A 12477-nucleotide genomic window follows, 5' to 3' on the forward strand; every position below is an offset into this window, starting at 1 on the left:
ATGAGCGACAACGCTCAGCCCCTCGGCGTGGGCGATGTCCTCAGCCTCGCGACAAAGCTGGCCGAGCGGATGCTACAGGCGCGCAGCACGGGGCGCACGTTCTCGGTGGATGACTTGGATGTGGTAGTGAAGTGTCCGACGTGCGCTCCTGGCACCGCTGGCAGATCGGGCAGTGCCTCGGGGACGTCCGGTCCATGGAGACGCACGAGTTGGCCATCGCCTGGCTCGACCTGCTGATCGCCACGAAGAAGCAGCACGCATCCGAGGATGAGGTGGAGCATCAGCGGGCGCAGGGTAGCGCATAGATCAGCATTCGATACTTCGACCGTGCATGATTAAATCGAATGTACCCGAAATGCTGATTTCCTATGCTGTTTTGCGATCCGCTCTGATAGCTATCGCAAAACAGCAGCGCATTAATAAACAGAGCCGATACTTTTGACGAAGGGAAGCAATTTTAGCTCATACTCAAGTCCCCAGCTTGAGCGACCTACCTTCGGCACGACCATGCTGTATCCAATGATGATATCCGCTCTCGAAATGCCCGGCCCAGACCGCTTCAGCTACATCTGGGTTAGCTTCCATATAGTGGGCATCGATGAAACCATGGTCCTGAACGCACTCTCTTCCCATGTACAGTTTGATGAAGTTCCTTATCACGGAACCCACCGTTAGATCGCTTACGTGTAAGCAGTCAGGGTCGAAGGCGAGGGACCTCGGCGCAAACATGACCATTTCGTAGGATGGAAAATAATCCACATCGTCATAAGCATCAGCAAATGACTGAGCTGCGGAGCGAAGTGCTGCCTTTGACCGAGAGCTCGCAACTGCAACATCGCGAACGCTCGACGAATGACCCAATGGGACTGGCGAGACAGTTACAATAATTTTGACATTCGAATTCTTTGTTTTTAGTATCGAGCGGATTTCGTGGAGCGCGGACAGGTTTTCATTGCTGTCAAGCACATCCAGAAAGTAGCGACTTGGCGAACGTCGACACGCCCACATCGAAGGCGTCGCGTTTAAATGGATGCCGGACTCCGCATCAAACCATGCCTCGTCCAGGCCAAGTGTCAGTACCACCACATCCGCGTGAAATGCCTGCTGAAAATAATTTTCTATGAGATCGCGTCGTCTTTCACGAGCGCGCTCTAGGGGTACAGATTTTATCCCGGGGTGCAATTGCAAGTCGTCAACGGTTGTTTCCGAAGCACGAGTAAAAAGAATGTCCAAGTCTTTAGGAGGATTAGCTGCCCATCGAAGCTCATTCAGCATCGACGCTGTAGTGAACTTATTTACTAATCCGTTTGGACAGCGCGTCGGAGACTCCTCTTTAACAGCACGCAGCCTGCGACTAGAGACCTTAACGCCATTGTAAATCAAATATTCTTCGACGTTGCGCGCGAAACAAGATCCAATGCAAAAAAAGTTTGCATTTGGGTCAATGGTAAACTTTGGTTCGTGAGTTATGGAAAGCGGAGCTTCTGCAAATCGCTCAACGTCATTTGCCCATGACCGCTCCTTCTCTCGGAGTAGCTTTTCCCAAACCTTGACACCTTCATAACGCATTGGTCGAAAACCACTGATAGCATCGCGAGAATTTTGACAAAGCCTGCTTCTCGATTTAGTCGCGAGTATGGCAACTCAATCGGTTAATGCCGACACCGCATGCTGATTAGGTGCTTTGTCCGTGGCCGGCAGTGCACTGCACACTCAATTGACGAGAAGGGCTGCGCAGCGGTTCCAGGCCCGCCTCGGGAACGTGAATTAGCGCGCCCGAGCCGCGAACTCCTAGACCGGCACGCTCCATTCCTGACCCTGCCGGTCGCGGTAGAGCCAGAATCTTAACCAGCAGTTCGTTCGGCCCCGCCCCGATCTGCTCACAGGCGAAGAGTGGGAGCGCCCCTCACGCCTGCCCGCTGTTGGCCGCCATCGCGTAGGCTCAGTGGCTCAGCACCGCCGCGCCAGCGGCTATTCTGCCGGGATGCGCTATGCCCGCCCTGCCGGCTCCGCCATCATCAGCGCCCGCTGGGCGTTCAGGCCGGCATAGTCCTCCAGGTGCTGCGCCAACCGCTCCCGCTCAGACGACCGCAGCCGCTCGCTTGGTAGACCACCAGTAGGGCAGCCTCAGTGATCGCGTCGTGCTCGCTCTCAGGCTCACCCGCGCAGGCCACCTGAACAAGCCACGTCATCTCCACCGCAAGCGCGCGCAACTCGTCGTCGGTGCGCCGGAGCCTCGGCCACCTCATGGCGCAGTCGCTCCCGGGCTGGAGAAGGTAGCCCCGGGTTGCAGCCCAATCGAGGACGGACTCGATCCGCCCCCTCACCCGCGTCGCCGTCTCGGGCTTTGCGGACCAGATCGGCTCCAGCGCCCGCATCACCAAGCCAGTGTCGACCGCCTGCACGGGCAGATCGCCGAAAACTGGGTGGGCGTAGGTGTCCAGCGTCGCGGTCCACTGCGCCGCGTGCTTGTCGTTGCGCCAGCCGGCCTTGTGGGCCTCGATGTACTTCTCGGCGCAGGTTCGGAAGGTGATCGCCTTCGCGGCCTCCACGGCGGCGTCCTGGCGCTGTCCGCGCCGCATCTCGATCGGGTCGATGCCCTCGTAGCAGAGCTTCCGGCAGGTCAGCGCCTTATCGCGCGCCTCGGCCAACGAGAACGTGTTGACCGAGCCAAGCCCCATTTCCCGGGACTTGCCCTTCAGGGTGTACCGGAAGACCCAGCTCTTCCCGCCCTTGCCGGACACCTGAAGCCAGAGGCCACCGCCGTCCCCGTACAGGCCGGGGGTCTTCAGACGGGCTACGCCCAACGCGGTCAGCTTACCCTGCATGGCATTCGCACCCATGACGCTATCCACATCATTAACGCGGATTTGGGCGAATGCCAGCGGCCCGCTGCGGACAGCGGGTTGCGGATTATCTAGAGATTTGAGTGATTTAGCGGACTGTTACGGACAGGTAACTGGCGGAGGGAGCGGGATTCGAACCCGCGATACGGTTTCCCGTATACACACTTTCCAGGCGTGCGCCTTCAACCACTCGGCCACCCCTCCGGCCGCGAACCGGGCGTCCGGGCGCGCCCGTGGGGACGCCGGACGCAGCCAGGGCCGCGCAGTGCCGTGCTGTTAGCCGGGTGCGCCGTCCGGCGCAAGGCGCAGACGGCCGGGGGTTGAGAAAACCGCCCGGCCGCGTCCCTTACCCCTCGGCGTCGTCCAGGTGGAAGCGGACATGCTCCACGTTCGCCCGCTCGAAGGCTTGCATCACGTGCTGGTAGGAGCGCTCCATGGCGTTGTCCTCGGTCCCGGGGCTGTCCTCGGGCTTCAGCACGAACATCAGCAGCGAGCGGCCTGTCACGGCGTAGCCGGTGCCGAACTTGAAGCTCTCCACGTCCTGGCTGTCGGGCAGGTTCGTGTCGAGCAGCCGCGTCCAGGCCACGCCCCCCACCGACTCGGGCAGCGTGAAGGTCACGAGGTCGTGGTAGGCGTTGAACATGATCAGAAGGGTCGCATCGCCGCCCCGGCGGTGCAGGCCGGTGGCCTGGGCACGCCCGTCGAGCTGGACCGCGAAGGCCCGGGCCTCGCCGTCCGACCAGTTCTCGCCCGCCATCTCGCTGCCGTCCGGGCGCAGCCACGTCACGTCCTTGACGCCGAACTCCTCGTCGTACTGGCCGGTGAGGAACCGGCCGCGGCTCAGGATCGGCAGGGCGTTGCGCAGGATGATCAGGCGCTGGGTGAACTCGGCGAGGTCGCGTTGCTCCTCCCCGATCGCCCCCCAGTCGAGCCAGGAGACTTCGTTGTCCTGGCAATAAGCGTTGTTGTTGCCGTTCTGGGTCCGGGCGAACTCGTCGCCCGCGAGCAGCATCGGCGTGCCCCGCGACAGGAACAGCGTCGCCAGCATGTTGCGCATCTGGCGCAGGCGCACCGCCCGGATCTCGGGGTCGTCGGTGGGACCTTCCACCCCGTAATTGTACGAGAGGTTGTGCGAGTGGCCGTCGCGGTTGCCCTCGCCGTTCGCGTCGTTGTGCTTGTCGTTGTACGAGACCGTGTCGTGCAGGGTGAAGCCGTCATGGGCGGTGAGGAAGTTCACCGAGGCCCAGGGCTTGCGCCCGCGCTTGTCGAACTTGTCGGCCGAGCCGGCGATCCGCGCGGCCAGATCCGGCAGCAGGCCGCCGTCGCCCTTCCAGTAGGCCCGCACATCGTCGCGGAACCGGTCGTTCCACTCGGCCCAGCCGGGCGGGAAGCCACCGACCTGGTAGCCGCCCGGACCGCAATCCCACGGCTCGGCGATCAGCTTGACGTTGTTCAGCACCGGATCCTGCCGGCAGGTGTCGAGGAAGCCGCCACCCTCGTCGAACCCGTAGGGCTCGCGGCCCAGGATCGTCGCGAGGTCGAAGCGGAACCCGTCCACCTGCATCTCCTGCGCCCAGTAGCGCAGCGAGTCCGTGACCAACTGCAGCACCCGCGGATGCGACAGGTTGAAGGTGTTCCCGGTTCCGGTGTCGTTGATGTAGTAGCGCGGCTCGTCGGGCAGCAGCCGGTAGTAGGAGGCGTTGTCGACCCCCTTGAATGACAGGGTCGGACCCTTCTCGTTGCCCTCGGCGGTGTGGTTGTAGACCACGTCGAGGATCACCTCGAGGCCGGCGCCGTGGAAGCGCGAGACCATCTCCTTGAACTCGGAGAAGGCGAAATCCGGCACTGCGGCGTAGCGCCGGGCGGGGGTGAAGAACGAGATCGTGTTGTAGCCCCAGTAATTCACCAGCCCCTTCTCTTGCAGGTAGTCGTCCTGCACGAAGGAATGCACCGGCAGCAGCTCCACCGAGGTGACGCCGAGGCTCTTGATGTAGTCGAGCACGTCCCGGGTCCCGAGGCCGGCATAGGTGCCGCGCAGCTTCTCCGGCACCCGCGGGTCGAGCTTGGTCATGCCCTTGACGTGGGTCTCGTACACGATGGTCTTGTCCCAGGGCACCCGCGGCTTCTGGTGCCGCCCCCAGGTGAAGGCCGGGTCGATCACCCGCGAGCGGCGGGTGTAGGGGGCGCTGTCCCGCTCGTCGAAGGTGAGGTCGTCGCCCGTCTCCATCTGGTAGCCGAACAGGGCCGGGTTCCAGGTGATCGAGCCGACGAGCCCCTTGGCGTAGGGGTCGATCAGCAGCTTGTTGGGGTTGAACCGGTGGCCGGCCTTCGGCTCGTAGGGGCCGTGGACGCGGTAGCCGTAGATGGTGCCGGGGCGGGCGTCCGGCAGATAGCCGTGCCAGATCTCGTCCGTGTACTCCGGCAGCTCGATCCGCTCGATCTCCTGCTCGCCCTGGTCGTCGAACAGGCAGAGCTCGACCCGGGTGGCGTGCGCCGAGAACAGGGCGAAGTTGACGCCGAGCCCGTCCCAGGTGGCGCCGAGGGGGTAGGGTTGGCCTTCCTGGATACGCGAGCGGGCCGCGCGGGACTGCGATACAGGACGTCGGGAATCGGACATGGAAACTCCGGAACGCGACCCGCCGGCCACGTGCCGTGGCGGGGAGCCCCTGGTGAACGTGCCGGATACAGCGAAGCTCCCGCGATGCCGCAAAATTCACGGGTGCGGCGCGGCGGGGCCAGGGTCCGGTCAGGCTGCCGGGCCAGCGTCGGCCAGAATCGTCGCTGTGACGACCGGGCGGGCAAAAGCCACGGCGTAGGCCTCGCAAGCGGCATCGACCGGCAGGATGGTCCCGCGCGTCTCAGGATCGGGCCGCGAACGCCTCCGCCAGATAGGCCCGCACGAACCCCGGCATCCGCGCGGTCTCGATGTCGTCCGCGCCGCGCACCACGTGCATCCCGGACAGTTCCGGCTCGGCCTCGCCGCGGAGATGCGCCTCGATCCGCGCCGCGAGCGCGGCGGCCGGCTCCGGAAAACGCACCGGGCGCAGGAAGGCGAGCTGGCCCTCCCCCTCCAACAGCATCCAGGCGGTCCCGGCGCCCTCCGGCAGCACCAAGCCGGTCTCCTCCGTGAGTTCCCGGGCGGCGCTGCCCGCGAGGTCGACGCTGTCCCCGCGCACGTCGTCCAGGTCCGGGGTGCCGCAGGGGAAGTAGAGCTGGCCGGCATTGGCCGTGTGGGCGCCCATCGCGCCGAGCAGGACGGCGCCGTCCGCACTCCACGGCACGATCGCCGCGAAGGCGTTGGCGATCCGCGGGTCCGCCTGCGGGCGGGCTCGGGCGTAGGTGAAGGTCGCGTAGCGCGTCGCGAACAGGTCGAGCTGGGCTATCCCGTCGACGACGGCGTGGTCGCAACTCAGGAGGACGGTGCCGTCGAACAGGCCGGGGCTGCGGGCGACCCGGGCCTGCCAATGCGCCGCGATGGCGTCGGCGTTCTCCCGGGGGAAGGCCCAGTCGTGATCCACCAGCCGGGCCGTGACGTCCGTCAGCCGCGTGATCCGGAACCCGCCGGAGACGCCGTCAGACATGCAACGCGCCGTCCGACACGATCACGGCGGCGCCGCCGATCTCCACCGCCCGCAGGGCGCCCGATTCGATCGTGAGCTGCAGCGCGATCTCGCTCGGCCGGCCCATGGCCTGGCCCTGGCGGATCGCCACGTCGTGGGTGCCGTCCCCCATCGCCTCGAACTGCATCAGCACCCCCGCAAAGGCGGAAGCCGCCGAGCCGGTCGCGGGATCCTCCGGGACGCCGAAATTCGGTGCGAACATCCGCACCCGCCAGCTCCGGCCCGAGCCCTCGGGATCGGGGGCATAGAGGTAGAGTCCGTCATTCGCGTCGGGTGCCTGGGCCGGCCGGGCGGCGTCGAGGGCCGCCACCGTGCCGACCGGGACGCAGGTGAAGCTCGGGCCGACGCCATGCCGGCTCGGGCCATGCCGGCCGGTGCCGATATCGCTGGGCTCCAGGCCGAGGACCCGCGCCAGCACCGCCGGCTCGGGTCCCGGGCCGAGATAGTCCGGCAGGACCGGCAGTCGGAACCGCGCCCGGCCGCCGCTGCCGTCCGCGCGGGCTTCGACCACGCAGGGCACAATGCCGATCTCCTCCTCCAGCCCGAAGGCCCGAGCATCGCCCCCGGCCGGTTCCTGCAGCGCCAGCAGCACCGCGGTCCCGACCGTGGGGTGGCCGGCGAACGGCAGCTCGCGACCGGGGGTGAAGATGCGCATGCGTGCCCGATGCCGGGCTTCCGTGGGCGGGAGCACGAACACCGTCTCGGAGAGGTTGAATTCCCGTGCGATGGCCTGCATGGCGGCCGTGTCGAGGCCCTCCGCGTCGAGCACCACGGCCAGCGGATTGCCGGCGAGCCGGTGTTCGGTGAATACGTCGAGGGTGAAGAAGCGGCGCGCCATCGTGTCGGTCCTTTTTGATCCCGCCGGACGTCGTCCGAAAGAGTGCTCTCAAACCAGCTCGACCGGAAACCGCGCGGTCGGGTTCACGAATTCGTCCTGCGCGGCCACCGTCAGGATCTCCCGGGACCCCGCCTCGGCGGTGCGCTTGAGCAACCCGTAGACCGAGGCCGCCGCCGCGCCGAGGGCCGCCTCCGCCGAGCCGGTCCGGGCGTAGTGCACCAGGAACAGGGCCGCGATGCAGTCGCCCGCCCCGTTCACCGCGAGGTCCAGCCGCGGGGTGCGGACCCGGAACACCCGGCCCTCCGCGCCCGCGAGCAGGTCGATACTGTCGACGGGCGTGTCGGCGCAGAGCGCCGAGGTGACCAGGACCACCCGGGGGCCGCGGGCCTGGAGCGCCGCGATCGCCGCGGCGGCCTCGGCCAGCGTGCCGCTCGGCAGACCGGTGAGGCGGCCGAGTTCGAACTGGTTGGGGGTGAGGATGTCGGCCTCCGGCACCGCGCGCTCGCGCAGGAATGCCTCGATGCCCGGACGCACGTAGACGCCCTCCTCCACGTCGCCGATCACCGGGTCGCAGCAATAGAGCGCTTGGCGGTTCGCCGCGCGGACGGCGGTCACCGCCTCCAGGATCGCGGCCCCGATCTCGGCCGACCCCATGTAGCCCGACAGCACCGCGTCGCAGGTGGGCAGCATCCCGCGCTCGCCGATGCCCTGCACCACGTCGCGGATCATCGCCGCATCGAAGACCGGGCCGCGCCACGACCCGTAGCCGGTGTGGTTGGAGAACTGCACCGTGTGGACCGGCCAGACCTCCACCCCGAGCCGCTGCATCGGGAACACCGCGGAGGCGTTGCCGACATGGCCGTAGGCGACGTGGGACTGGATCGACAGGACGTTCAACGCCGGACTCGCTCGTTGTCCCGCTACGGTTAGCCGGTTCCCGCGCCGCCTGCACCCCTATCCCTTGCCGCCCTCCCCCGCGCGCCTCAGATGGGACCGACCCTCCTCCCACCCGCCGAGCCCCATGGACATCGAAGCCCTGCGCACCACGACCCTCGCGTTCATCGAGGCGCACAAGGTCTGGACGCCGTTCATCGCGGGCGGACTCGCCTTCTGCGAATCGATCGCGATCCTGTCGCTGTTCGTGCCGGCGACCGTGATCCTGGTCGGGATCGGCGCCCTGGTGGGCGGCGCCGACATCCCGTTCTGGCCGGTGGTCCTGGGAGCCGCCCTCGGGGCCGCGCTGGGGGACTGGATCTCCTACGAGGCCGGGCGCTGGTTCGGGCCGGGGGCGAAGACCAAGTGGCCGCTGCGGCGCTATCCCGACCTCATGGCGCGGGCCGAGGCCTTCATCGGGCGCTGGGGCATCGCCGCTGTGGCGCTCGGGCGGTTCTTCGGCCCGGCCCGCGCCCTCGTCCCGCTCTTCGCCGGCATCCTCGGCCTGTCCCGGCTGCCGTTCCAGGTGGCCAACGTCGCCTCGGCCCTGGTCTGGGCCTTCGTGCTCCTGGCCCCCGGGGCCGGCCTGCTGACGTGGCTCGATCGATGATCTGGCTCGATCGATGATCCGGCGCGACCGCTGATGCGCCGCTTCCCGCCCGAACGGATCGTCTGCCTCACCGAGGAGACCGTCGAGACCCTGTACCTGCTGGGCGCGGAGGACCGGATCGTCGGCGTCTCGGGCTACGCGGTGCGCCCGCCGCGGGTCCGCCGGGAGAAGCCCCGCGTCTCGGCCTTCACGAGCGCCGACATCCCGAAGATCCTGGCGCTGGCGCCGGACCTCGTCCTGGCCTTCTCGGACCTCCAGGCCGACATCGTCGCCGACCTCGCTCGGGCGGGGGTGGCGGTCCACCTGTTCAACCAGCGCGACGTGGCGGGCTGCCTCGCCATGATCCGCACCCTCGGCGCCCTGGTCGGGATGCCGGGGCCGGCCGAAGTTCTGGCGGCCGGCTTCGAGGCACGGCTGGCCCAGGCCGAAGCGGCGACGCGGGACCGTCCGCCCCGGCGCGTGTACTTCGAGGAATGGGACGCGCCGATGATCTCCGGCATCGGCTGGGTCTCGGACCTGATCGGCTTTGCGGGCGGCCGGGACGTGTTTCCGGATCTGAGCCGGCAACCGGCCGCGAAGGACCGGATCGTCACGTCCGAGCAGGTGATCGCGGCCGCGCCCGAGGTGATCCTCGCCTCCTGGTGCGGCAAGCGGGTCAACATCGCGCGCATCCGGTCCCGGCCCGGCTGGGATTCGATTCCGGCCGTGCGCGACGGGCGCATCCACGAGATCAAGGCGCCGCTGATCCTGCAGCCCGGCCCGGCCGCGCTCACCGACGGATTCGATGCGATCCGGGCCTGTCTGGCGTGACGGCGCCGGGGTGATGCCGCGCCGCAGGTGACGGACGGCGCTCGGATTGGCAGGATGTCCCGATTCGGTACAGACGCATCCCCCGAGATTGATGTCCGCTTCCCTCGGCCTTCCCGACAGTGCCCCCCCGGCCGTCGAGGCGCTGCTGCCGCCCGACCGGCGGCAATCGCCCACGGCCCTGCGCATCCAGCGCGGCGTGCGCCGGCTGTTCTCCGAGATGGGCTGCGTCACCCTGCCGGAATTCTCCCTCGTCAACGGCCGCCGGGCGGACGTGATCGCGCTGTGCGGCGCCGGCAAGCTCACCATCGTGGAGATCAAGTCGAGCGTGGCGGATTTCCGCGCCGACCGGAAATGGCCGGATTACCGCGACTTCTGCGACCGCTTCTTCTTCGCCATCCCCGAGGACGTGCCGGAAACCCTGATCCCGGAAGAATGCGGCCTGATCGTCGCCGACGCCTACGGGGCCGGGATCCTGCGGGCCCCGCCAGAGCATCCCCTGAGCGGCGCCCGCCGCAAGGCCGTGACGCTGCGCTTCGCCCACAGCGCGGCGCGCATCCTCCACGCGCTGGCCGATCCCGGCGCGGTGCGGGAGGGGGCGCTGTAGCGTGCCGCGTTCCGACGCCTTCGGTCCCTGACCCGATCGGAGGTGAGAGGCGGCTGCGAAACCCGGTCCGTCGTCGCGTGCGGCCRGGTGCTGCGGTCCCGCCGGCCTCAGGGCGTCGTGAGACCCGCGCGTGGAGCGCCCCGGCCCGGTGTTCATCGGGGCGTAAAACGTCCTAGAACGGCCGCGCTTGCCGGAATCCCGGCTTTGGGACTGATCGCTCCATGACATCCGTCGCCCTGTTCGAGCTGATCCTCGGTCTCCTCGGGGCAGCCCTGCTGTTGTCGCTCGCGGCCGGGCGCCTCGGTTTCCCGCCGGCCGCCGCCCTGGTCGTCGGCGGCATGGCGCTCGCCGTGGCCCCGGGCCTGCCGGCCTTCGATCTCGACCCGGACCTGATCATGGTCCTGTTCCTGCCGCCGCTCCTGCTCGAATCCGCCTACTTCACCGTGTGGCGCGACTTCCGGGCGAGCCTCGGACCGATCCTGTCCCTGTCGCTGGGCGCGGTCGTGTTCACGACGCTGATCGTCGGGCTCGTCGCCCACGCGGTGATGCCGGAGCTCCCCTGGGCGGCCTGCTTCGCCCTCGGCGCCATCGTCTCGCCGCCGGACGCGGTGGCCGCCAAGGCCGTCCTCGCCCGGGTCGCCCTGCCCCGCCGGATGATCACGGTCCTGGAGGGCGAGAGCCTCGTCAACGACGCCTCGGGCCTCGTCCTCTACCGCTTCGCCGTGGCGGCCGCGCTCACGGGCAGCTTCAGCGCTTGGGCCGCGGCCGGCAGCTTCGCGTGGCTCGCGGTGGCGGGTATCGCGGTCGGGCTCGCCTGCGGTCTGGCGGTGAACGCCGGGATGCGGCGGCTGCACGACGCCAATGCCATCACGGTGCTGAGCTTCCTCGCCGCCTACGTCGCCTACCTTCTGGCCGAGGAGGTCCACGCCTCCGGCGTCCTCGCCGTGGTGGCCTGCGGCCTGATGATGGGCGGCCGGGAGCACGAGACCTTCGACGCCCAGGCCCGCCGCCATTCCGTGGCGGTGTGGGAATTCGTGGTGTTCGTGCTGGAGGCCCTGGTCTTCGTGCTGATCGGGCTGGCGCTCCGCGGCGTGCTGGCGCGGACCGGCGGCGCGCTCGGATCGCTCCCGGCAGGGTTGCCGCTGGCCTTCGCCGTCACGGCGGCCTGCGTGGCCGCCCGCTTCCTGTGGGTGTTCCCGGCCGTCTACCTTCGCCGGATCCTGTCGGCCCGGGTGCGGGCGCGGGAGGCCGCCCCGAACCCGGCGGTGCCGCTGATCGTCGGCTGGGCCGGCATGCGCGGGGTCGTGACCCTCGCGGCCGCCCTGGCGCTGCCGGCGGACTTCCCGGGCCGTGACGCCATCCTGGTCGCGGCCTTCGTGGTGATCCTGTTCACCGTGCTGGTCCAGGGCACGACGCTCGGGGCGCTGATCCGCCGGCTCCGGCTCGATCCGGCGAGCCACCTGCCCGACGGCCATCTCGACACGCCGATGGCCCGCGTCCTCGTGAACGAGGCGGGTCTCGCCGCCCTGGAGGGCCTGGTGTTTCCCGAGACCGGGGCGCTCCAGCACCCGCGCCTCGTGGAGGAGTACCGCCGGAGGGTCCGGGCCACGTCCCGGGACCGCGACGAGCGGACCGCCCTGGCCTCCGAGAAGCGCGAGCATTTCGTCGCCGCGCTCCTCGCCGTCCGGTCCGGTCGGTCGGCGCTGATCGACCTGCACCGGGAGAACCGGATCCACAGCTCGGTCCTGCGGCACTTGGAGGCGGAGATCGACTTGGAGGAACTTCACCTCAAGCGCCTGGCCGGCACCGCGCCGGCCCACGCGTGATCCGGGGCGCCGACCTCAGTGGGCCGCGCAGCCATCCGCCGGCTGGCCGTAGCCGCCGTAGACGACCCGCACCTTGCGCAGGCAGGTCGCCGCAGCCTTGGGCGCGGCCGTCACGGGGGTGACGTCCACCGGCTCGACCCGCAGGGTCGCGGCGACGGGCTGGTCCTCCGGGGTGGCCAGCGCGCGGCTGGCGCTCATCACGAAGGGCGTGGCGGCCAGGGACGAGATGGCGAGCGCGGCGAAGACGGCGATGTTCTTGCGGCCGAAGGTGCTAACGGTGCGAGCATTGCGCATGAGTGGTCGTCCGACGTATTCGTTCGGCAGCGCTGAGGTGCCGAGATCCCCTGTTGCGCTGATAACTTGGCCGTCAGCTCGGCGGTTCCGGGTTAT

11 protein-coding genes, 1 tRNA gene and 1 pseudogene are annotated in these 12477 nt (G+C 68.3%); 5 read left to right on the forward strand and 8 right to left on the reverse strand.

Features of this window, described 5'->3' with window-relative positions; all coding sequences use genetic code 11:
• Nucleotides 1-131 precede the first annotated feature (131 nt).
• A complete protein-coding gene (locus tag AC1DXK_RS03465; RefSeq protein ID WP_477296872.1) occupies nt 132-305 on the forward strand; it encodes a hypothetical protein in 174 nt (57 codons plus the stop codon).
• 163 nt (nt 306-468) lie between these two features.
• On the opposite strand, the gene AC1DXK_RS03470 is transcribed toward AC1DXK_RS03465, so the two are convergent.
• The 7 genes and pseudogenes from AC1DXK_RS03470 to pdxY all read right to left on the reverse strand — a co-directional run bounded on the left by AC1DXK_RS03470 (nt 469) and on the right by pdxY (nt 8201).
• Nucleotides 469-1569 (reverse strand): GSCFA domain-containing protein, encoded by a 1101-nt coding sequence (locus tag AC1DXK_RS03470; RefSeq protein ID WP_477296874.1) that lies wholly within the window; start codon nt 1567-1569, stop codon nt 469-471.
• Nucleotides 1570-2276: 707 nt separating this feature from the next.
• Nucleotides 2277-2828 (reverse strand): annotated as a pseudogene (locus AC1DXK_RS03475) (tyrosine-type recombinase/integrase); the annotation flags it as partial.
• 132 nt (nt 2829-2960) lie between these two features.
• Nucleotides 2961-3050, reverse strand: a tRNA-Ser gene (locus AC1DXK_RS03480).
• A 142-nt stretch (nt 3051-3192) separates the two neighbouring features.
• Complete coding sequence (glgX, locus tag AC1DXK_RS03485) at nt 3193-5463, reverse strand: glycogen debranching protein GlgX (RefSeq protein ID WP_477296876.1); 2271 nt, start codon at nt 5461-5463, stop codon at nt 3193-3195.
• A gap of 241 nt (nt 5464-5704) precedes the next feature.
• The gene (locus AC1DXK_RS03490) at nt 5705-6427 is read right to left on the reverse strand and encodes an NUDIX hydrolase (protein WP_477296878.1); all 723 of its coding nucleotides are present in this window, start codon (nt 6425-6427) and stop codon (nt 5705-5707) included.
• A complete protein-coding gene (locus AC1DXK_RS03495) occupies nt 6420-7304 on the reverse strand; it encodes a PhzF family phenazine biosynthesis protein (protein ID WP_477296880.1) in 885 nt (294 codons plus the stop codon). Before AC1DXK_RS03495 ends, AC1DXK_RS03490 begins: the two co-directional genes overlap by 8 nt.
• 48 nt (nt 7305-7352) lie before the next feature.
• The gene (gene pdxY, locus AC1DXK_RS03500; RefSeq protein ID WP_477296882.1) at nt 7353-8201 is read right to left on the reverse strand and encodes a pyridoxal kinase PdxY; all 849 of its coding nucleotides are present in this window, start codon (nt 8199-8201) and stop codon (nt 7353-7355) included.
• Nucleotides 8202-8325: 124 nt separating this feature from the next.
• On the opposite strand from pdxY, the gene AC1DXK_RS03505 reads away from it, so the two are divergent.
• The 4 genes from AC1DXK_RS03505 (at nt 8326) to AC1DXK_RS03520 (ending at nt 12087) form a co-directional block, all read left to right on the forward strand.
• On the forward strand, nt 8326-8847 hold the full coding sequence (locus AC1DXK_RS03505; protein WP_457105448.1) for a DedA family protein: 522 nt from the start codon (nt 8326-8328) through the stop codon (nt 8845-8847).
• Nucleotides 8848-8880: 33 nt separating this feature from the next.
• Nucleotides 8881-9657: a cobalamin-binding protein gene (locus AC1DXK_RS03510; protein ID WP_477296883.1), complete on the forward strand. Its 777-nt coding sequence runs from the start codon at nt 8881-8883 to the stop codon at nt 9655-9657.
• Nucleotides 9658-9748: 91 nt separating this feature from the next.
• On the forward strand, nt 9749-10261 hold the full coding sequence (locus AC1DXK_RS03515) for an MmcB family DNA repair protein (protein WP_457105450.1): 513 nt from the start codon (nt 9749-9751) through the stop codon (nt 10259-10261).
• Between the two features lie 221 nt (nt 10262-10482).
• The gene (locus AC1DXK_RS03520; protein WP_477296885.1) at nt 10483-12087 is read left to right on the forward strand and encodes a Na+/H+ antiporter; all 1605 of its coding nucleotides are present in this window, start codon (nt 10483-10485) and stop codon (nt 12085-12087) included.
• A gap of 15 nt (nt 12088-12102) precedes the next feature.
• Here the strand turns inward: AC1DXK_RS03520 and AC1DXK_RS03525 are convergent, their stop codons facing one another.
• Nucleotides 12103-12381 carry a hypothetical protein gene (locus AC1DXK_RS03525; RefSeq protein WP_477296887.1) on the reverse strand — a complete coding sequence of 93 codons (279 nt, stop codon included), beginning with the start codon at nt 12379-12381 and terminating at the stop codon, nt 12103-12105.
• Between the last annotated feature and the right edge of the window lie 96 nt (nt 12382-12477).

Source organism: Methylobacterium sp. P3_A11 (assembly GCF_056403155.1).